This window comes from Streptomyces sp. NRRL F-5123, from assembly GCF_000721495.1.
Classification (GTDB): Bacteria; Actinomycetota; Actinomycetes; order Streptomycetales; family Streptomycetaceae; genus Actinacidiphila.
Map to the genome: position 1 here is coordinate 1 of NZ_JOHY01000022.1, position 21,750 is coordinate 21,750.

General features: G+C 73.5%; 12 protein-coding genes. 10 read left to right on the top strand and 2 right to left on the bottom strand.

The window, feature by feature from the left end; genetic code table 11:
• Positions 1 to 196: 196 nt before the first annotated feature.
• The 4 genes from IH54_RS0119500 (at position 197) to IH54_RS0119515 (ending at position 6,191) form a co-directional block, all read left to right on the top strand.
• The gene (locus IH54_RS0119500) at positions 197 to 1,495 is read left to right on the top strand and encodes an MFS transporter (protein WP_031518366.1); all 1,299 of its coding nucleotides are present in this window, start codon (positions 197 to 199) and stop codon (positions 1,493 to 1,495) included.
• A gap of 72 nt (positions 1,496 to 1,567) precedes the next feature.
• Complete coding sequence (locus IH54_RS0119505; RefSeq protein ID WP_078862366.1) at positions 1,568 to 2,314, top strand: SDR family NAD(P)-dependent oxidoreductase; 747 nt, start codon at positions 1,568 to 1,570, stop codon at positions 2,312 to 2,314.
• Between the two features lie 89 nt (positions 2,315 to 2,403).
• Positions 2,404 to 4,314, top strand: coding sequence for an ABC transporter ATP-binding protein (locus IH54_RS0119510; protein WP_052397647.1), 1,911 nt, complete (start codon positions 2,404 to 2,406; stop codon positions 4,312 to 4,314).
• Positions 4,311 to 6,191, top strand: a complete 1,881-nt coding sequence (locus IH54_RS0119515) for an ABC transporter ATP-binding protein (protein ID WP_031518369.1) — start codon at positions 4,311 to 4,313, stop codon at positions 6,189 to 6,191. The genes IH54_RS0119510 and IH54_RS0119515 overlap by 4 nt, the downstream gene beginning before the upstream one ends.
• 399 nt (positions 6,192 to 6,590) lie before the next feature.
• On the opposite strand, the gene IH54_RS0119520 is transcribed toward IH54_RS0119515, so the two are convergent.
• Complete coding sequence (locus IH54_RS0119520; RefSeq protein ID WP_234343630.1) at positions 6,591 to 8,132, bottom strand: MFS transporter; 1,542 nt, start codon at positions 8,130 to 8,132, stop codon at positions 6,591 to 6,593.
• A gap of 238 nt (positions 8,133 to 8,370) precedes the next feature.
• On the opposite strand from IH54_RS0119520, the gene IH54_RS0119525 reads away from it, so the two are divergent.
• The 3 genes from IH54_RS0119525 to IH54_RS0119535 all read left to right on the top strand — a co-directional run bounded on the left by IH54_RS0119525 (position 8,371) and on the right by IH54_RS0119535 (position 12,432).
• On the top strand, positions 8,371 to 9,336 hold the full coding sequence (locus tag IH54_RS0119525; protein WP_031518371.1) for an RNA polymerase sigma-70 factor: 966 nt from the start codon (positions 8,371 to 8,373) through the stop codon (positions 9,334 to 9,336).
• Positions 9,337 to 9,712: 376 nt separating this feature from the next.
• The gene (locus IH54_RS0119530; RefSeq protein WP_078862368.1) at positions 9,713 to 12,055 is read left to right on the top strand and encodes a M4 family metallopeptidase; all 2,343 of its coding nucleotides are present in this window, start codon (positions 9,713 to 9,715) and stop codon (positions 12,053 to 12,055) included.
• Positions 12,056 to 12,222: 167 nt separating this feature from the next.
• On the top strand, positions 12,223 to 12,432 hold the full coding sequence (locus IH54_RS0119535) for a cold-shock protein (RefSeq protein ID WP_031518373.1): 210 nt from the start codon (positions 12,223 to 12,225) through the stop codon (positions 12,430 to 12,432).
• A 70-nt stretch (positions 12,433 to 12,502) separates the two neighbouring features.
• Here the strand turns inward: IH54_RS0119535 and IH54_RS0119540 are convergent, their stop codons facing one another.
• Entirely contained in the window at positions 12,503 to 15,112 is a 2,610-nt protein-coding gene (locus tag IH54_RS0119540; RefSeq protein WP_031518374.1) for a glycosyltransferase family 1 protein, read from the bottom strand.
• Between the two features lie 751 nt (positions 15,113 to 15,863).
• Between IH54_RS0119540 and IH54_RS0119545 the strand changes: the two genes are divergently transcribed.
• From IH54_RS0119545 to IH54_RS0119560, 3 genes are all read left to right on the top strand, one after another.
• Positions 15,864 to 17,849 carry an alpha-1,4-glucan--maltose-1-phosphate maltosyltransferase gene (locus IH54_RS0119545; protein WP_031518375.1) on the top strand — a complete coding sequence of 662 codons (1,986 nt, stop codon included), beginning with the start codon at positions 15,864 to 15,866 and terminating at the stop codon, positions 17,847 to 17,849.
• Positions 17,846 to 19,546, top strand: a complete 1,701-nt coding sequence (gene treS / locus IH54_RS0119550; protein WP_031518376.1) for a maltose alpha-D-glucosyltransferase — start codon at positions 17,846 to 17,848, stop codon at positions 19,544 to 19,546. Before IH54_RS0119545 ends, treS begins: the two co-directional genes overlap by 4 nt.
• Before the next feature lie 317 nt (positions 19,547 to 19,863).
• Positions 19,864 to 21,315 (top strand): maltokinase N-terminal cap-like domain-containing protein, encoded by a 1,452-nt coding sequence (locus IH54_RS0119560; RefSeq protein WP_031518377.1) that lies wholly within the window; start codon positions 19,864 to 19,866, stop codon positions 21,313 to 21,315.
• The last annotated feature ends 435 nt before the right edge of the window (positions 21,316 to 21,750 follow it).

Genomic DNA, 21,750 nt, shown 5'->3' on the forward strand with positions numbered 1-21,750 from the left:
CCGCCGCACCGCCACTCGCCCCCGCCCCGCCCGGCCACCGCCGGCCCGCAACACCCACAGCCCCGACCGCACTCGCTCGCGCCCCCGCCGCGGCACCGGCCCCCTGACCTGCCGACCCGCCGGGCCGTACCGGCATCCGCGGCCGCCCCGTCCGGAGGACGGAATCCGCTGGACTCCTGAAGTGGTCCAGTCCACTATGAGCCCAGTGACGTCCTCCGCACCGCGCTCCCCCGCTGCCGCCGGCCCCGGCGCCCGCCCGGCGCCACAGGAGCCGGCCGGGCTCGGCGCCTCGCTCTGGTCGGTCAACTTCCGGCTCTACTTCACCGCCCGCTCCGTCGCCATGCTGGGCGACACGATGCTCCCGGTCGCCCTGTCCGCGGGCCTGCTGTCGTACGGCTACTCGGCCGGCGACATCGGCCTGGTGATGGCGGCGACCACCGCCTGCTTCGCGGGCTTCGTGATATTCGGCGGCGTCATCGCCGACCGCTTCGACGCGCGCCGGATGATGATCGGCGCGGACCTGGCGCGGGTGTGCACGCAGTCCACCGCGGCCGTGCTCTTCCTCACCCACAGCGTGCGGCTGTGGGAGGTGCTGCTGATCGGGGTGGTCAACGGCACGTGCGCGGCGCTCTTCCAGCCCGGGGTGGCCAGCACGGTGGTGCGGGTCGCGCGGGACGTGCAGGGGGCGAACGCGGTGACCCGGGCGGCGGAGTCGGGCGCGAGCCTGGCGGGGCCCGCGCTCGCGGGTGTGCTGGTCGGCTTCACGTCGGCGGGCGCGGTCTTCGTGGTGCACGCGACGACGTATCTGACCAGCGCGCTGTGCCTGCTGGCACTGCGGCTGCCGCGCACGGGCGCGCGGGCCCGCGAGGGCGCCGGGAAGGGCGCGCCGGGGGGCTTCCGGGCGGATCTCGCCGAGGGCTGGCGGGAGTTCCGGGCGAGGACGTGGATGTGGTCGGTGATCCTGGTCTGGACGGTCTACACGATGTGCGTCATGGGCCCCTTCGTCCCGCTGGCGGCGGGCCAGATCATCCCCGAGCACGGCGCGGGCGCCTACGGCCTCATGAACTCCGCGCTGGGCGCGGGCACCGCGGCCGGGGCGCTGACGGCGATGCGGCTGCGCGCGGACCGGCCGCTGCGCGCGGGCAGCTTCGGGATCTTCGCCTTCGCCCTGATGCCCGCGGCGGTGGGCCTGGACCTGCCGTTGCCGTGGCTGTGCGTCTGCGTGTTCACGGCGGGCATCGGCGGCGCCTTCTGGGGCGTCAACTGGGCGACGAGCGTGCAGACCCAGGTGCCCAACGAGATCCTCAACCGCATCCACGCCTACGAGGTGGCCGGCTCGGTCGCGATGCTCCCGGTGGGCCAGGCTCTCGCGGGCCCGGCCGCCTCCGCGCTCGGCGCCCGGCACGTCCTCCAGGCGGGCGGCGTGGTGGCCGTCGGCGTCGCCGTCACCCTGCTGTCCATCCCGGCGGTACGGGGCCTGCGCCGCGCCCGCTGAAGCTCCGCCGGCGGCAGCGCGACGGCCGAATCCCGCCAGCTTCCGGGACGTGCGCCGACCAGCATGATCGGCATGGAAACGAACGGATTCGGCGGCAGGGCCGCCCTCGTCACCGGCGGTTCGCGCGGCATCGGCGCGGCGGTCGCGCGGCGGCTCGCGGCGGGCGGCGCGGACGTCGCGATCACCTACGAGAAGGACAAGGACAGCGCGGAGGCCGTCGCGGCGGAGATACGCGCCCTCGGGCGGCGGGCGCTCGCACTGCGCGCGGACAGCGGGGACGGCGCCGAGACCGAGGCCGCGGTCGACCGGATCGCGGCGGAGTGGGGACGGCTGGACATCCTGGTGTGCAGCGCCGGGGTGTACGTCACCGGCGCGGTGACCGACCTGGGCGCCGCGGACTTCGACCGCGCGGTCGCGGTCAACGTCCGCGGGCCCTACCTGGCGGCACGCGCGGCGGCCCGGCACATGCGCCCGGGCAGCCGCATCATCTCGCTGGGCAGCAACGTCGCCGAGCGCACGCCCTTCCCCGGCCTGACCCTCTACGCCCTGACCAAGAGCGCGCTGGCCGGCATGACCAAGGGCCTGGCCCGCGACCTGGGCCCGCTCGGCATCACCGTCAACCTGCTGCACCCCGGCCCCACCGACACCGACGCCAACCCGGCGGACGGCCCCTTCGCCGACACCGTACGCGGCCTGACCGCGCTCGGCCGCTACGCCGAACCGGCGGAGATCGCGGCGGTCGTGGCCCATCTGGCGTCGGACGCGGCCTCGTACGTGACCGGCGCGGTCGTACACGCGGACGGCGGCTTCACCGTCTGAGCCGCGCGCCCCGCGCGGCCCGCTGCCCGCCCCCTGTCCGGCGGAAAACCATGTGATGCGGGGCGGGGGGGACCGTAGTGTCAGGGGTGATGTCTGCCACCGCCCCTGACTCCGCGCCCGCCGTCCGCCCGCGGTCCTCGGTCCGCTCGCTGCTGCGGCTGTGGCCGTACGTGCGGCCGGTGCGGCTGCGGCTGTCGGTGTCGGCGGTCATCGGCGTCGTCGCCTCGTGCATGTCGCTGCTCATCCCGCTGGTGCTCAAGTGGCTGGTGGACGGGCCGGTCAAGGACCGCGACCCGTCGGGGGTGTGGCTGGGCGGCGGGCTGCTGCTGGCCCTCGGCATCGCGGAGGCGGGGCTGTTCGGGGTGCGGCGGTGGCTGGTGGCGCGGCCGCTCGCGGGCGTCGAGGCGGCGATGCGGGCGGATCTCTACCGGCGGCTGCAGCGGCTGCCGGTCGCCTTCCACGACCGCTGGGCGTCCGGGCAGCTGCTCTCCCGTGCGACGACCGACCTGCAGATCCTGCGGATGTTCCTGGCCTTCCCCCTGGTCTTCCTGTTCGTCAACTTCACCACGCTGCTGATCGGCGTCGCGGTGCTGCTCACGCAGTCCCCGCTGCTGACGCTCGTGGTGCTCGGCCCGGCGGTGCCGCTCATGGTGCTGTCCACGCGCTTCGAGCGGCGGTACGCGCTCGCCGCCCGGCGTGCCCAGGACCAGTCGGGCGACCTGGCCACCCTCGTGGAGGAGTCGGTTCTCGGCATCCGCATCGTCAAGGCCTTCGGGCGGCACCGCACCCAGGCGCAGGCCTTCCACACCCGGGCCCGCGAGCTGCGGCGCACCGAGCTGCGCAAGGCCGACCTGCTGTCGGACCTGTGGGCGCTCATCATGACGCTGCCGGAGCTGTCCATCGGGGTGGCGCTGCTGATCGGGGTGCTCCAGGTCTCCGACGGCAAGCTGTCGGCGGGCACCCTCGTCGCCTTCCTGTCGACGGCGCTCGCGCTGCGCTGGCCGGTGGACTCGATCGGCTTCCTGCTCGCGATGAGCAACGAGGCCGCGACCGCCGCCGACCGCTACTTCGAGCCCATGGACACGCCGGGGGCGGAGTCCACGGACCGGTCCGCCGACGAGGACGACGCGGCCCCGGCGCGCGGGGGCGACGGCCTGCGGCTGGAGGGCGTCGTCTTCCGCTACCCGGACGCGCCCGCCGGGAGCGAGCCGCTGCTCGCGGGCGTCGACCTGCACGTCCCGGCGGGCCGGACGACGGCCCTGGTCGGCGCGACCGGCAGCGGCAAGACGACGCTGACCGCGCTCGTGCCGCGGCTGCACGAGCCGACCGCCGGGCGGATCACGCTGGACGGCGCGGACACCGCGCTGCTGCCCGTCTCCCGGCTGCGCGAGCTGGTCGCGGTGGCCTTCGAGGAGCCCACCCTCTTCTCCGCGACCGTACGGGAGAACGTGGCGATGGGCGCGGGTCCGGCGGGGGCGGACGAGAAGGAGGTGCTGCGCGCGCTGGAGGTCGCGCAGTGCGGCTTCGTGCACGCCCTGCCGCAGGGGCTGGACACCCAGGTCGGCGAGCAGGGGCTGAGCCTGTCGGGCGGACAGCGGCAGCGGCTCGCGCTGGCCCGCGCTGTGGTGGGGCGGCCGCGGTTCCTGATCCTGGACGACCCCCTCTCCGCGCTCGACGTGCACACCGAGGCGCTGGTCGAGGCCGCGCTGCGGGAGGTGCTGCGGGAGACGACCGCGCTGGTCGTCGCGCACCGCCCGTCGACCGTCCAGCTCGCCGACCAGGTCGCGCTGCTGTCCGGCGGCCGGATCACCGCGGTCGGCACCCACTCCGAACTGCTGCGCTCCAGTGCCGAGTACCGCCATCTGATGTCCGGCCTCGACCCCGAGCCGCCTGCCCCGGACGCCGGGCCAGAGCCTGAACCCGCGTCCGAGCCCACGTCCGAACCCGAGCCCGAACCCGCGCCCGCGTCCGAGCCGCTGGAGAGGAGCGACGCCCGATGACGTCCGCCACCGAGCAGCAGCTCGGCGAGCCGGAGCGGACCGGCCCGCCCCCCGCCGCCGCCACCCCCGGAGCGGCACCCCCCGAGCCCGACGCCTTCGACCGGGACGTGCTGCCCGCGCCGCGCAACGCCCAGTCGGTACTGCTGCGTTCGCTGCTGCGCCCGCGCCGCCGGCGGCTGTGGCTGACCACCGTGCTGCTGCTGGTGCAGCAGGCGGCGGTGCAGGCCGGGCCGCTGCTCGTGGCGTACGCGATCGACCACGCCATCCCGCAGGTGCGAGAAGGCCGGCACGGCGCGCTGGCCGCGGTCGCGGCGGCCTATCTCGGCTGCGGGCTCGCGGCCGGGCTGCTGCAGCGGGCGTTCATCCGGGTCGCCGCGCTGATCAGCCAGGACGTGCTGATCGAGCTGCGCGCCCGGATGTTCCGGCACGCCCAGACGCTCAGCCTGGACTTCCACGAGCGTTACACCTCCGGCCGGCTCATCTCGCGCGCCACCTCCGACGTCGAGTCGATCCGCGAGCTGCTGACCGACGGCCTGGAGGAGCTCATCGGGGTGGTGCTGAGCTGCGTGTACATCTCGGTGCTGCTGATCGTGCTGGACTGGCGGCTCGGCCTGGTCACGCTCGTGTCGTACGTGCCGCTGTACGTCGCGGTGCGGATCTTCCAGCGCCGCTCGATGGTCGCCTACCGCAGACGCTCGACGGCCGTCGCGGCGGTCATCGTCAAGTTCACCGAGACGATGAACGGCGTCCGCCCGGTGAAGTCCTTCCGCCGCGAGGTGCCCAACGACGCGGCCTTCGACGAACTGAACCACCGGCACTACCGGGCCAACGGCGACGCGATCCTGGAGATGGCCCGCTACGTCGTCGGCTCCCGGCTGATCGCCAACGTCACCGTCGCGGGCATCGTGGTGTGGGGTGCCTACCGGGTCGCGGGCGGCGGGATGGCGCTCGGCGTGCTCGCGGCCTTCGCGCTCTACCTGCGGCGGCTGTACGACCCGATCGACCGGCTGGGGATGTTCCTCAACTCCTACCAGTCGGCGGCCGCGTCGCTGGAGAAGATCGCCGGGCTGCTCGCGCAGGCGCCGACCGTCCCCGAGCCGGAGCGGCCGGCGCCGCTGCCGCCGGCCGCGCACGGCCGCCCGGGGCGCGAGGTGGTCTTCGACCGGGTGCGCTTCGGTTACCGCACGGGCGGCGAGGTGCTGCCGGAGTTCAGCCTGCGGCTGCCGGCGGGCCAGCTGGTCGCGGTGGTCGGCGCGACCGGTGCGGGCAAGTCGACGCTGGCCAAGCTGCTGGCCCGGTTCTACGACCCGACGGGCGGGCGGGTGCTGCTGGACGGCACCGGGCTCGCCGACCTCTCGACGGCCGACCTGCGGCGCGCGGTGGTGATGGTGACGCAGGAGGCGTTCCTGTTCTCCGGCACGGTCGCCGACAACATCTCCATCGGGCGGCCCGACGCGACCCGCGAGGACGTCGAGGCGGCGGCCCGCGCGATCGGGGCGCACGACTTCATCGCGGCCCTCCCGGACGGCTACGACACCGACGTCCGCAAGCGCGGCGGCCGGATCTCCGCCGGCCAGCGCCAGCTCGTCGCCTTCGCGCGGGCGCTGCTGGCCGACCCGGGGGTGCTGATCCTGGACGAGGCGACCTCGTCCCTGGACATCCCCGGCGAGCGGGCCGTCCAGCACGCGATGCGCACGGTGCTGGCCGGCCGTACGGCGGTGGTCATCGCCCACCGGCTGTCCACGGTCGAGATCGCCGACCGCGTGCTGGTGATGAGCGCCGGGCGGATCGTCGAGGACGGCCCGCCGGCGGAACTGATCGCCGCCGACGGGCACTACGCCCATCTGGACGCCGCCTGGCGCGACGGCCTGGCCTGAGGCAGGGCCCGGCCCGGGGCCGGAACCGGGCCGGAACCGGGCCGGAACCGGGCCGGAACCGGAACCGGGGTCGGGCCGGGGTCGGGCCGGAACCGGAACCGGGGTCGGGCCGGGGTCGGGCCGGAACCGGGGTCGGGGTCGGGCCGGAGCCGCGGCCGGAACCGGAACCGCGGCCGGAACCGGGGTCGGGCCGGAGCCCGGGTCGGGGCCAGAGCCGGGCCCGGGGCCCGAACCCACGGCAGTCGTCGCCGGGCCCCGGAACCGCGCCACCGGGCCACTGCGGTGGGGGCTGCCGGGCCGCAGGAGCCGGGTGGCCGGCCACCGGCATCCCGTCGGCAGGGCAGCTGCGGGGCTCAGGCGTGCCGCGGTGCCGCCGACGGCCGTCCGCCCGCCGGCCCCTCACCCGGCGGCGGCCGCCGCCGCTCCCTGCGCCGGCGCCTGCGGGCCGGGCTCGCCCGCGGGGCGGCCCAGCGGGCCGCCGCGCAGCAGCACGGCGCCGACGAGCGCGCCGAAGGCGAACATCCCGGCGCACCACCAGAAGACGGTGGTGTAGCCGTGGATCGCCGCGAGCTGCAGCATGTGCGCGCCGGGCTTGCCGTGCGCGTGCGCGGCGAGGTAGTCGGCGCCCGCGCCGGCCGCGATGGTGTTGAGCAGCGCGGTGCCGATCGAACCGCCGAGCTGCTGCCCGGTGTTGATGCTCGCCGACGCGACCCCGGCGTCCTGCGGGCCGACCCCGAAGGTGCCGGTGGCGGCGACCATGCCGAAGATGAGGCCGCTGCCCGCGCCGATGACCAGCAGCGGGCCGAACAGCGCCGACCAGTAGCCGGAGTGCTCGCCGACGCGGGTCAGCCAGGCCATCGCGCCCGCGTCGAGCAGCATGCCGGTGAAGACCATCGGCCGGGGGCCGATGCGCGGCAGCAGCCGGGTGTTGCCGACGACCGCGAGGACGCCGCTGAGCAGCACCATCGGCAGCAGGGCGACGCCGGAGCGGATCGCCTTGTAGCCCAGCATCACCTGCATGTAGTAGATGAGGAAGAGGAAGACGCCGAAGGTCGCGGCGCCCAGGACCAGCACGGTGAGGTAGGCGCCGCCGCGGTTGCGGTCCAGGACGACGCGCGGCGGCAGCAGCGGGTGGGCGGTGCGCGCCTGGAGCACGCCGAAGGCGGCCAGCAGCGCGGCCCCGGCGGACAGGAAGGCCACCGTCGCGGCGCTGCCCCAGCCGTGCGAGCCGGCGTGCGCGAAGCCGTAGACCAGGCAGAACATCCCGCTGGAGACCGTGAGCACGCCGGGCACGTCCAGCCGCCCGCCGGGTGCGCGCTGCTGCTTGCCGACGAGCGTGACGGCGCCGAAGGCCGCGGCGACGGCGAAGACCACGTTGACGTACATGCACCAGCGCCACGACAGGTACGTGGTGAGCGCCCCGCCGAGCAGCAGGCCGAGGCCGCTGCCGGCCGCCGCGACCGCGCCGAAGACGCCGAAGGCCCTGGCCCGTTCGCGCGGGTCCTTGAAGGTGGTGGTCAGCAGCGACAGGGCGGACGGCGCGAGCAGCGCGCCGAAGACGCCCTGGCAGGCGCGGGCGGTCACCAGCATCGGGAAGCTGACCGCGGCGCCGCCCACCGCCGAGGCGGCGGCGAAGCCGATGAGGCCGGTCAGGAAGGTGGTCTTGCGGCCGGCCAGGTCGGCGAGCCGCCCGCAGAAGAGCAGCAGGCTGCCGAACGACAGCGCGTACGCCGTCACGACCCACTGCCGGTCGGCGGCGCCGAAGCCGAGGGCGCGCTGCGCGGAGGGCAGCGCGAGGTTCATCACCGTCAGGTCGAGCACGACCATGAACTGCGCGATGGCGATGACGCCGAGAACCAGCCAGCGCCGCGGGTCGGCGGGCTCGCTCCCGGCCGTTTTCGGGACCGGCCCGGCCCCGGGGGTTGCGTCGTGCACTGCCACGACCGTCTCCTTTTCGCATCAGGCACTCGTCGGACACATCGACAGGCCGGTGCGCCGCCCGGAAGGGTCCGCCCGGCGTCCCGACGCTCACAGGACGTCGCTGGTCGGAAGGCTGTGACAGCGCGCGTCTGTGACGAGCGACACCGCCCGCGGCTGTCACGAACCGGCCGCGGCGGGCGTCTTGTGCGCGAGGACGGCGCGCGGCGGAGGCCGCGCGGCACACGGGGAGGAGCCGGCAGTGGCGAAGGCGAGCGACGAGACGGAGGCGACCGGACGCGAAGGCGCGGGCGGCGTCGAGGAGATCACCCGCCGGGACAGCATCGACCCGGCCACCGACGCCTTCGTGGCCCACCGCAACCTGCTCTTCACCGTCGCCTACGAGATGCTCGGCTCGGCCGCCGACGCCGAGGACGTGCTCCAGGAGACGTGGCTGCGCTGGGTCGGCGTCGACGCCTCGACCGTCCGGGACGTGCGCGCGTACCTGGTGCGGATCACCACCCGGCAGGCGCTGGACCGGCTGCGCGCGCTCGGCCGCCGCAAGGAGTCCTACGTCGGCCCGTGGCTGCCCGAGCCGCTGCTGACCGCGCCGGACGCGGCCCAGGACGTCGAGCTGGCCGAGAACGTGTCGATGGCGATGCTGCTGGTGCTGGAGACGCTCAACCCCACCGAGCGGGCGGTCTTCGTGCTGCGCGAGGTCTTCGACCTCGATTACGACGAGATCGCCGAGGCCGTCGAGAAGACCCCGGCGACCGTGCGGCAGATCGCCCACCGGGCCCGTGGACACGTGGCCGCGCGCCGGCCGCGCGGCAGCGTCTCACCGGCCGAGACGCGGGCGGTGCTGGACGCCTTCCAGGAGGCGGTGGAGAACGGCGACCTGCAGCGGCTGCTGGATCTGCTCGCGCCCGGCGTGGTGGCGCTGAGCGACGGCGGCGGGGTGGTGCACGCCCTGGTCCGCCCGGTCGTCGGCGCCCCCAAGGTGGCCCGGCTGCTGGCCAACGGGTGGTACCGGCGGCAGGGCGCGCGGACCTTCGAGCCGGTCGAGGTCAACGGCAGCCCCGCGCTGCTGGTGCGGTTCGACGGGACACTCGACGGCGTGCTGGCGGTGCGCATCGACAGCGGCCTGATTTCCGGCCTCTACAGCGTGCGCAATCCGGAGAAGCTCTCCCGGGTCGGGCAGCGGACGGCGGTCAGCCGGCGCTCGTAAGTCCGGTACGGGCGCGCCCGTTTCACCCGGGAAGCCCCGTAATGCCACCCGCAGGGCACGCCGGATCGGCCATCGAGTTCTCCGGCGTGCAACACCGCGGCAACACGCGTCCGCTATACGGATTCCACACACCGCTCACCGGACGTTTTTCAGCCAAGTTGGCCCCATGGGACTGACATGAACAGGTAAAGAGTGCCACTCTGTGCCCCGTTCCGCAGCACATGCGCAGCTCTAGCCGGGCGGATCACCAACCCCTCCCGCCCGGCCTGTCACCGGCCGTCACCCACGGCCGCCGCAGAAGGAGTGACGAGTGGCACGATCCCCCCGAACACGCCGGACGGCCCTGGCCGCCGGCGTGCTGGTCGCCGGTGCGGCCATGCTCGCCGTGACCCTCCCGGCCGGAACGGCGGCGGCAGACCCCGCCGCGCAGTCCGGCCAGGCCGCCGGCGCACACGCCCAGCCCAAGGCGGGCGCGCTGCCCGCCTCGCTGAGCCCCTCCCAGCAGGCCGCCCTGGTGTCCCACGCCCAGGCCGGCGCGGCCGCGACCGCGTCGTCCCTGCACCTCGGCGCGCAGGAGAAACTGGTCGTCAAGTCCGTGGTCCAGGACGCCGACGGCAGCACCCACACCCGCTACGAGCGCACCTACCAGGGCCTGCCCGTGCTCGGCGGCGACCTGGTGGTGCACACCAGCGCACTCGGCGCGACCACCGGCGTCGACAAGGCCACCAGTGCGGCGATCGCCGTGCCGTCCACCACCGCGGGCATCGGCGCCGCCGAGGTGAAGGCCGACAACCTCTCGCGCATGAAGGCGATCCACAACGACTCCGCCGTGGTCGACTCGACCCGCAAGGTCGTGTGGGCCGCGTCCGGCACCCCCGTGCTCGCCTGGGAGACCGTGCTCGGCGGCTTCCAGGACGACGGCACGCCCAGCGAGCTGCACGTCGTCACGGACGCGAACTCCGGCAAGCAGCTCTACCAGTACCAGGGCGTCGAGACCGGCGTCGGCAACAGCGAGTACAGCGGCCAGGTGAACATCACCACGACGCTGTCCGGCAGCACCTACCAGCTGACCGACAACACCCGCGGCGGCCACAAGACGTACAACCTCAGCCACGGCACGTCCGGCACCGGCACGCTGTTCACCGACGCCGACGACACGTGGGGCGACGGCGTCGGCACCACCGCCCAGACCGCGGGCGTCGACGCGGCCTACGGCGCCCAGGAGACCTGGGACTTCTACAAGAACACCTTCGGCCGCAACGGCATCGCCGACGACGGCAGGGCCGCCTACTCCCGTACGCACTACGGCAGCTCGTACGTCAACGCCTTCTGGGACGACTCCTGCTTCTGCATGACGTACGGCGACGGCAGCGGCAACGCTCACCCGCTGACCGCGCTGGACGTCGCGGGCCACGAGATGAGCCACGGCGTCACCTCCAACAGCGCGGGCCTGAACTACTCCGGCGAGTCCGGCGGCCTGAACGAGGCGACGTCCGACATCTTCGGCACCGGCGTGGAGTTCTACGCGAACAACTCCAGCGACCCGGGCGACTACCTCATCGGCGAGAAGATCGACATCAACGGTGACGGCAGCCCGCTGCGCTACATGGACAAGCCCAGCAAGGACGGCGGCTCGAAGGACTACTGGTCCTCCAGCCTCGGCGGCCTGGACGTCCACTACTCCTCCGGCCCGGCCAACCACTTCTTCTACCTGCTGTCCGAGGGCAGCGGCGCCAAGGTGATCGGCGGGGTCAGCTACAACAGCCCGACCTACGACGGCCTGTCGGTGCCGGGCATCGGCCGGGACAACGCGCTCAAGCTCTGGTACAAGTCGCTGACCGAGCGCTTCACGTCCACGACCAACTACGCGGCGGCGCGCACCCAGTCGCTCCAGGCCGCGGCCGACCTGTGGGGCCAGGGCAGCGCCACGTACAACACGGTCGCCAACACCTGGGCGGCGATCGGTGTCGGCAGCCGGGTGTCCAACCCCACGGGTGTGACGGTCACCAACCCCGGTAACCAGTCCACCAAGGTGAGCACCGCGGTGAGCCTGCAGATCCAGGCCGGCTCGACGACCTCGGGCGCCCTGACCTACAGCGCCACCGGCCTGCCCCCGGGCCTGAGCATCAACGCCTCCACCGGTCTGATCTCCGGCACCACGGGCAGCAGCTCCGGCACCTACGCCGTGACGGTGACGGTCAAGGACTCCGCGAACGCCACCGGCACCGCGTCCTTCAGCTGGGCGGTCACCAGCACCAGCGGCGGCTGCACCGCGGGCCAGCTGCTGGCCAACCCCGGCTTCGAGAGCGGCAGCACCGGCTGGACCGCCTCCACCGGCGTCATCGACAGCAGCACCGACGCCCCGGCCCACTCCGGCTCCTACAAGGCCTGGCTCGACGGCTACGGCACCACGCACACCGACACGGTCTCCCAGTCGGTGACCGTCCCGGCGAGCTGCACCAGCGCGAGTCTGACGTTCTACCTGTACATCTCCTCCGACGAGGGCACGGGCACGGCGTACGACAAGTTCACCGTCGCGGCCGGCAGCACCACCCTGGCCAGCTACAGCAACGTCAACCAGGGCACCGGCTACGTCCAGCGGAGCGTCAGCCTCACCCCGTACATCGGCTCCACGGTCACCCTGAAGTTCACCGGGACCGAGGACTCCACCCTGGCGACCTCCTTCCTGCTCGACGACACCGCCGTCAACGTGAGCTGACGCGGTCGCACCATCCGTTCGGCGGTACGCGCCCGGGCCGGTCGTCACAGGCCGGCCCGGGTGCGTTTCTGTTTTTGCCGGTTTTCTCCGGTGTGGGGTGATCGGCTCCGGTCGCCTCGGTCCGTACAGTGCGGATCTGAAAGTGCCCCACATGTAGGAGATGCAATATGGCAACCGGAACCGTGAAGTGGTTCAACTCGGAAAAGGGCTTCGGCTTCATCGAGCAGGACGGCGGCGGCTCCGACGTCTTCGCCCACTACTCGAACATCCAGTCGACCGGCTTCCGCGAGCTGATCGAGGGCCAGAAGGTGTCCTTCGACGTCACGCAGGGCCAGAAGGGCCCGCAGGCGGAGAACATCAAGACCCTCCAGGCGTAGCACGGCGCCGCCCCGCGGGGCGTTCCCAGGGGCGCGGACTCCCGCGCCCCTGGGGCCCCGGCCGGCGCGGCTAGCGCAGGATCCCGGCGGTCATGCCGGCGGAGTCCGGGGGGAAGGCCACCAGGCCGAGTTCGGCCGGGGTGGCGAGCAGCGGGTGGGAGGGGAGGACCCGCACGGTGTAGCCGAACGAGCCCGTGCGGTCGAGGGTCATCGGGCCCTCGTAGGAATACCGGCCCGCCATGTCGGACCGCCCGGCCGGCTTGAGCGACTGGACCGTGGGCTCGGCCATCCGGTCGGCGGCGTCCACCCGGCCGGACAGCAGCTGGACGTCCACGTCGGACGGGTCCAGGCCGCCCAGCGTGACCTGCGTGCGCAGGGTGAGGGTGGAGCCCAGCTCCGGGGTGCCCTCGACGGAGTCGGTCTCCACGTGGTCCACCGACACCTGCGACCACTGGCGGCGCAGCCGCTGCTTCCACTCGGCCAGCCCGGCCGCGGCGGGACCCTGTATGGCGCGGTGCGAGCGGGCGGCGGGCGCGTAGAGCCGGGTGACGTAGTCGCGGACCATGCGCCCGGCGAGCACCTTGGGGCCGAGCGTGGTGAGGGTGTGCCGGACCATCTCGACCCAGCGCTGCGGCAGCCCGCGGCCGCCCCGGTCGTAGAACCGCGGGGCGACCTGCCGCTCCAGCAGGTCGTAGAGGGCGGCGGCCTCCAGCTGGTCGCGGCGGTCCTCGTCGGTGACGCCGTCGGCGGTGGGGATGGCCCAGCCGTTCTGGCCGTCGTACCACTCGTCCCACCAGCCGTCGAGCACCGACAGGTTGAGACAGCCGTTGAGGGCGGCCTTCATGCCGGAGGTGCCGCACGCCTCCAGCGGGCGCAGCGGGTTGTTGAGCCAGACGTCGCAGCCGGGGTAGAGCAGCCGGGCCATGCGCATGTCGTAGTCGGGCAGGAAGACGATGCGGTGCCGCACCCGCGGGTCGTCGGTGAAGCGGACCAGCTCCTGAACCAGCCGCTTGCCGCCGTCGTCGGCCGGGTGCGCCTTGCCGGCGACGACGATCTGGATCGGCCGCTCGGGGTGCAGCAGCAGCTCCATGAGCCGGTCCTGGTCACGCAGCATGAGCGTGAGGCGCTTGTACGACGGGACGCGCCGCGCGAAGCCGATGGTGAGGATGTCCGGGTCGAGCACCTGGTCGGTCCAGCCCAGCTCGGCCTCGCCCGCGCCGCGCTGCCGCCACGAGGCGCGCAGCCGGGCCCGCACGTCCGCGACGAGCTGCTCGCGCAGCTCGCGGCGCAGCTCCCACAGGTCGGTGTCGGGGATGGCGCCGAGGGCCTCCCAGCAGTCGGTGCCGCCGGTCATGAGGGCGTCCTCGGCGCGCTGCGTGCCGAGCTGCCGGGCACCGAGCCGCAGCACCTCGGGGGCGACCCAGGTGGGGGCGTGCACGCCGTTGGTGATGGACGTGATCGGCACGTCCTCGGGGTCGAAGCCGGGCCACAGGCCGGCGAACATCTCCCGGCTGACGGCGCCGTGCAGGGTGGACACGCCGTTGGCGCGCTGGGCCAGCCGCAGGCCCATGACGGCCATGTTGAAGAGGTTGGGGTCGCCGCCCCGGTGGGTCTCCATGCCCAGTTCGAGGATGCGGCCGGTGTCGACGCCGGGCAGCTCCGCGCCGTCGCCCAGGTGGCGGGCGACCAGCTCGCGGTCGAAGCGGTCGATGCCCGCGGGGACGGGGGTGTGGGTGGTGAAGACGGTGCCGGCCCGTACCGCCTCCAGGGCGGAGTCGAAGTCCAGGCCGTCCAGTGACAGCTCGCGGATGCGCTCCAGGCCGAGGAAGCCGGCGTGGCCCTCGTTGGTGTGGAAGACCTCGGGCGCTGCGTGGCCGGTGATCCGGCAGTACGCGCGCAGGGCCCGCACCCCGCCGATGCCGAGCAGCATCTCCTGGAGCAGCCGGTGCTCGCTGCCGCCGCCGTAGAGCCGGTCGGTGACGTCGCGCTCGGCGGGCCCGTTGCCCTCGACGTCGGAGTCGAGCAGCAGCAGCGGCACCCGGCCGACCTGGGCCTTCCAGATCCGGGCGTGCAGCGCGCGGCCGCCGGGCAGCACCAGGCTTATCCGGGCGGGGGTGCCGTCGGCCTCGCGCAGCGGCGTGACCGGGAGCGAGTTGGGGTCGAGGACCGGGTAGTGCTCCTGCTGCCAGCCCTCGCGGGAGAGTGTCTGGCGGAAGTAGCCGTGCCGGTAGAGCAGGCCGACGCCGATGAGCGGGACGCCCAGGTCGCTCGCGGCCTTGAGGTGGTCGCCGGCCAGGATGCCCAGGCCGCCGGAGTACTGCGGGAGGGCTGAGGTGATGCCGAACTCGGGAGAGAAGTAGGCGACGGCCACGGGCAGGTCGGTCTGCTCCTGGTACCAGCGGGGGCGGCTCAGGTAGTCGGCGAGGTCCTCGGCGGCGGCGTTGAGCCGGCGCAGGAAGCGCCGGTCGTCGGCCAGGGCCGCGAGCCGGTCCTTGCCGACGGTGCCGAGCAGCCGGACCGGGTCGCCCTGGGCGGCACGCCAGCCGTCGGGGTCGACGGACTGGAACAGCTCCCGGGTCTCCTGGTGCCAGGACCAGCGGAGGTTCTGGGCCAGATCCCCCAGCGGGCGCAGAGGTTCCGGCAGGACGGTGCGCACGGTGAATCGACGGATAGCCTTCACCCTTCGACCGTAGCCCCGCGGGCGCGGGGGCCGTGGGTCTTGTCCCCATTCCGGTGGTTCAAACGCTCGAACGGCGGCGCACGGGAGTGAGCGCCAGCGGGGCGCGGGCGCGGGCGCGTTCAGCCGTCTGTACCAGAGGCGGCCGGGAAATGTCGTCCCGGTGCCGGCCGCACGTCGACTGCGGTCGCCACTGGTCGGGTCAGCCGCGCTCGGGGCGGCGCGGTGCCATGCTGGGAGCTTGGATCACACGGCTCACAAGTGGCTCGGTTGCGGCTCTGCGCTCCAAGGGGCGTACGCGGGGGCGCACTGGGGGGCGCACGCCTGGGTACGAAACCGGACCGGGCGGGACGCCCCGGGCGTGGCCGAACTCCGTACCCGCCGGGACCCCGGGGGGCGCGGACCGCAGCACTCCCGCCGCGCTCCCGAAACGCCGTCAGAGGACGCGTTACGCGCGTGGACATGGGCAGGCTCCACGGTGCGCAGCACCCGAACGGAGCAGCCGACGCCCGGCGAGGCCACCCGGACGGCCGTGCGACCGCCACCCGGGTGATCGCCGGTGGCTGCGGCCCCGCAGGCAGGCCTACAACGCCAAGAACAGTTAAAAAGAGCGGAAGTCGTACGAGGCCCCCGGGCCTCCCGGATCTGCCGGACCTCCCGGATCTCCCGGTTCTCCTGGTCCTCCCGGTCCTCCGGAGGCCCGCCGCGTGCTCGTGCCGTTGCCCATGCCGTCCCAGCGCTGTCAGGTGAGGAAATGATCGGTCGCATTCCCGTACTCGATGTCCGGCCGCTGGTGGACTGCGGCCGGCGGCCGGCCAAGGCCGTCGTCGGCGAGACCTTCGAGGTGACGGCCACGGTGTTCCGCGAGGGGCACGACGCCGTCGCCGCCAACGTCGTGCTGCGCGACCCGGCGGGCCGCTCGGGGCCGTACACCCCGATGCGCGAGCTGGAGCCGGGCAGCGACCGCTGGGGGGCGTACGTCACGCCCGGCGCCGAGGGCCGCTGGTCGTACAGCGTGGAGGCCTGGTCGGACCCGGTGGCCACCTGGCGGCACACCGCCGCGATCAAGATCCCGGCGGGCATCGACACCGAACTCGTCCTCGCCGAGGGCGCGCTGCTGTACGAGCGGGCGGCCGCCGGGGTGCCGAAGAGCGACGGCCGGCCGGCCGTCCTCGCGGCCGTCGACGGACTGCGGGACACCAAGCGCTCGGTGGCCGCCCGGCACGCCGCCGCCCTCGCCCCCGACGTGGTCGCGGTCCTGGACCGGCACCCGCTGCGCGAGCTGGTGACCGCCACCCGGCCGCATCCGCTGCACGTCGAGCGGCAGCGGGCGCTGTTCGGCTCCTGGTACGAGTTCTTCCCGCGCTCCGAGGGCGCGGTCGTCAAGGACGGGGTGCCGGTGCGGCACGGCACCTTCCGCACCGCCGCCGAGCGGCTGCCGGCCGTGGCCGCGATGGGCTTCGACGTCGTCTACCTGCCGCCGATCCACCCCATCGGCACCGCCTTCCGCAAGGGCCGCGACAACGCCCTGACGGCCGGCCCGCACGACGTGGGCTCGCCGTGGGCGATCGGCTCGCCCGAGGGCGGGCACGACGCGATCCACCCGGAGCTGGGCACCCTGGAGGACTTCGACCACTTCGTGGCCCGCGCCCGCGAGCTGCGGATGGAGGTCGCGCTCGACTTCGCCCTGCAGTGCTCGCCGGACCACCCGTGGGTCGAGAAGCACCCGGAGTGGTTCGCACACCGCGCCGACGGCTCGATCGCGTACGCCGAGAACCCGCCGAAGAAGTACCAGGACATCTACCCGGTGGCCTTCGACGCCGACTTCCCCGGCATCGTGCGCGAGACGCTGCGGGTGCTGCGGCACTGGATGGCGCACGGGGTGCGGATCTTCCGGGTCGACAACCCGCACACCAAGCCGGTGGTCTTCTGGGAGAAGGTCATCGCCGACGTCAACCGCACCGACCCGGACGTGATCTTCCTGGCCGAGGCCTTCACCCGCCCGGCGATGATGAGCGTACTCGGCCAGATCGGCTTCCAGCAGTCCTACACGTACTTCACCTGGCGCACCGCCAAGGACGAGCTGGAGGCCTACGCCCGCGAGCTGAGCGGCGAGAAGGCCGCCTGGATGCGGCCGAACTTCTTCGTCAACACCCCCGACATCCTGCACGCCTACCTCCAGACCGGCGGCCGTCCGGCCTTCGAGGTCAGGGCGGTGCTCGCGGCGACCCTCTCCCCCAGCTGGGGCGTCTACGCGGGCTTCGAGCTGTGCGAGGCGGCATCCGCCGCGCCCGGAAGTGAGGAGTACCTGCACTCGGAGAAGTACGAGCTGCGGCCGCGCGACTGGGCGGCGGCCGAGGCCGAGGGGCGCTCGCTGGCCCCGCTGATCACCACGCTCAACCGGTTGCGCCGCCGTCATCCGGCGCTCCAGCAGCTGCGGGACATCACGTTCCACCCGGTGGACAACGGTGCCGTCCTCGCCTACTCCAAGCGCCGCGGCGACGACGTCGTACTGGTGGTCGTCAACCTGGACCCGTTCCACACCCAGGAGGCGACCGTGTCGTTGAACATGCCGGAGCTCGGCCTGTCCTGGCACGACTCCGTGCCGGTGCGCGACGCGCTCACCGGCGAGACCTACCACTGGGGCAGAGACAACTATGTGCGCCTTGAGCCGGGCCGCGCGCCCGCGCACGTCCTGTCGCTGCGACCTACTCCATCGATCGGAGGGTCACTCAGTTGATCGTCAACGAACCCGTCCCTGACAAGTTCGAGGACACACCGGCCAAGGACCGTGATCCCGACTGGTTCAAACGGGCGGTGTTCTACGAAGTCCTCGTCCGCTCGTTCCAGGACAGCAACGGCGACGGTGTCGGTGACCTGAAAGGGCTCACCGCCAAACTCGACTACCTGCAATGGCTGGGGGTCGACTGCCTGTGGCTGCCGCCCTTCTTCGCCTCCCCGCTGCGCGACGGCGGCTACGACGTCGCCGACTACACCGCGGTCCTGCCCGAATTCGGCGACCTGGCCGACTTCGTGGAGTTCGTGGACGCCGCCCACCAGCGCGGCATGCGCGTGATCATCGACTTCGTCATGAACCACACCAGCGACCAGCACCCGTGGTTCCAGGCGTCCCGCAACGACCCGGACGGCCCGTACGGCGACTACTACACCTGGGCCGACGACGACAAGCAGTTCCCCGACGCCCGGGTCATCTTCGTCGACACCGAGGCGTCCAACTGGACCTTCGACCCGGTGCGCAAGCAGTACTACTGGCACCGCTTCTTCTCCCACCAGCCGGACCTCAACTACGAGAACCCGGCGGTGCAGGAGGAGATCCTCGGCGCCCTGCGCTTCTGGCTCGACCTCGGCATCGACGGCTTCCGGCTCGACGCGGTCCCCTACCTCTACCAGGAGGAGGGCACCAACTGCGAGAACCTGCCGCGCACCCACGGCTTCCTCAAGAAGGTGCGCGCCGAGATCGACGCGCAGTACCCCGACACGGTGCTGCTCGCCGAGGCCAACCAGTGGCCCGAGGACGTCGTCGACTACTTCGGCGACCTCCGCAAGGGCGGCGACGAGTGCCACATGGCCTTCCACTTCCCGGTCATGCCGCGGATCTTCATGGCGGTGCGCCGCGAGTCCCGCTACCCGGTGTCGGAAATCCTGGCCAAGACCCCGGCCATCCCCGACACCTGCCAGTGGGGCATCTTCCTGCGCAACCACGACGAGCTGACCCTCGAAATGGTGACCGACGAGGAACGCGACTACATGTACGCGGAGTACGCCAAGGACCCGCGGATGCGGGCCAACATCGGCATCCGCCGCCGGCTCGCCCCGCTGCTCGACAACGACCGCAACCAGATCGAGCTGTTCACCGCTCTGCTGCTGTCGCTGCCCGGGTCGCCCATCCTCTACTACGGCGACGAGATCGGCATGGGCGACAACATCTGGCTCGGCGACCGCGACGCCGTGCGCACCCCCATGCAGTGGACCCCGGACCGCAACGCGGGCTTCTCCTCCAGCGACCCCGGCCGGCTCTACCTCCCGACGATCATGGACCCGGTCTACGGCTACCAGGTCACCAACGTCGAGGCGCAGATGAGCTCCCCCAGCTCGCTGCTGCACTGGACCCGGCGGATGATCGAGATCCGCAAGCAGAACCGCGCGTTCGGCGTCGGCTCCTACACCGAGCTGACCTCCAGCAACCCGGCCGTGCTCGCCTTCCTCCGGGAGGACGGCGACGACCTGGTGCTGTGCGTCAACAACTTCTCCCGCTTCGCCCAGCCCACCGAACTGGACCTGCGCAGCTTCGCCGGCTCGCACCCGGTCGAGCTGATCGGCGGGGTCCGCTTCCCGGCGATCGGCCAGCTGCCGTACCTGCTCACCCTCGCGGGCCACGGCTTCTACTGGTTCAGGCTGCGCCGCAACGCGTCATGACGGCGGGGGGCCGGACGGGTCCGGCCCCCCGCACCCGAGACGCCCCCCTGCGGGCCCACCCGAGTAGCGGGCCTGACGCACCTTTGGCAGGATCCAGATATCCAGCCGCCGCACCCGGCGTCACCGGCTTCCCCCGCACGTCCCCGTTCGCCGGGCCACCGCACTGTTACGCGGGCGGGCCGTACGGCGGTTTCCTGTCACCCGCCCGGGGCAGGCTCCCCGTGTCGCCGGACAGCCCGAACCCGTCATCCGGGAGGCTGGCGCCCCTGTCGCTCGTCGAAGCGGCCGGGTGCGCGACTCCCCGGGGAAAGGACGTCATGTCGGACAGCTCCTGGACCCGCATTCCCTCCACCCCGCCCTCGGAAGAGCCCGCCGCGACCGCACTGGTGGGGCCGCCGCCGGTTACCGCCGTGCCGGGCGACGGACTCGTACGGTCGCTGGAGCCGCTGCTGCGGTCGTGGCTGCCGCGGCAGCGGTGGTTCGCCGGAAAGGGGCTGGCCATCAGCGGATTCCGGCTGGCCGCCGCCACCGAGCTGGTGCCGCCCGGGGGGCGGCTCGGGCCGGTCGGGCTGCTGCACCTGCTGGTCGACGTCGAGCAGCCGGGCCGCCCCGCCGACTGCTACCAACTGCTGCTCGGCGCCCACCCCCTGCTGCCCTCCGCCCTCATCCGCAGCGCGCTCGGCCCGGCCGCCGGCGGCCCGTACGACGGACTGACCCTCTACGACGCCCCGCACGACCCGCGGCTCGCCGCCCTGCTGCTGGAACGCCTCACCTTCCCCGGCCGCACCGGGCCGCTGCGCTTCACCACCGAGCCGGACGCCGTCTTCCCGCCGGGGCTCCCGCCGCGCGTGTCCACCGCCGAGCAGTCCAACACCTCGCTGGTCTACGGCGACACCTTCATCCTCAAGCTCTTCCGCCGCGTCTCGCCGGGTACCAACCCGGACCTGGAGCTGTCGCTGGCCCTCGCCCGGGCCGGTTCGCGGCGGGTGGCCGAGCCCGTCGCGTGGTTCGAGTCGCTGCCCGCCGCCGCGGGCGCCGAACCCGTCACGCTGGGAGTGCTCCAGCGCTACCTGCCCGGCTCCGCCGACGGCTGGGCCCTCGCGCTCGCCTCCGTCGCCGACGACGGCGACTTCCGCACCGAGGCCGCCGCCCTCGGCCGCGCCACCGCCGAGGTGCACGCCTCGCTCGCCGCCGCGCTGCCCGTCCACACGCTCGACGGGCCCGCGCTCGAACGCGTCGCCGCCGGCATGGCCCGGCGGCTGGACGAGACCGCCGCGGAGGTCCCGGCCGTCCGCCCCTACGCCGGCGCGCTGCGCTCCGCCTTCGACGACCTCGCGCACCTCGGCGCCGCCGCCACCCGCTCCGGCCGCCCCGTCACCGCCCAGCGCATCCACGGCGACCTGCACCTCGGCCAGACGCTGCGCGGGCCGGACGGAGAGTGGGTGCTCATCGACTTCGAGGGCGAGCCCGCCCGCCCGCTGGCCGAGCGCCGCAGGCCGGCGCCGCCGGTGCAGGACGTCGCCGGGATGCTGCGCTCCTTCGACTACGCCGCCCACCACAGCGGCAACGGCCCCTGGGCGGAACGCCACCGCGCCGCGTACTGCGCCGGGTACGCGGCCGTGTCCGGGACCGATCCGCGGGAGCAGCCCGTACTGATACGGGCCTTCGAGACGGACAAGGCGGTGTACGAGGCGCGGTACGAGGCGCGGCACCGTCCGGCGTGGCTGCCGATCCCGCTGTCCGCGCTCGCGCGACTCGCGTCGGCGTAGGTCGCTGCCGCTCCTTCGAACCCGTACGTCCACCCGACCGCCCGAGGAGAACCCCGTGACCCCCGAACCCACTCCCCCTGGCGGCCTCCCCGAGGCCGCGGCCCGCGGCTACGACGCCACGACCCCGCACCCCGCGGCTTCGGGCCGCGCCCCGGACCCGGCGCCTCCTGCGGAGGGGGGTGCCCCTCGGGGGCGCACGTCTACGGAAACGGGTGCTCTTCAGGGGCGCACGTCTGCGGAAGAGGGTGCTCTTCAGGGGCGCGTGGGGGCACCTCCCGGGCGGAGCTCCGGGGGAGAACTGCGCGCTCAGCCCCCCACCGGCCGGTGGTCCGGGAGCGACAGCAACAGCCCCCTTGGGTCGGCCCCTACCCGCGCCCCTGAAAAACGAGTGCCCGGCGCGGCACAGGACAGCCCCCCCACAGGGGAAAGCGCACC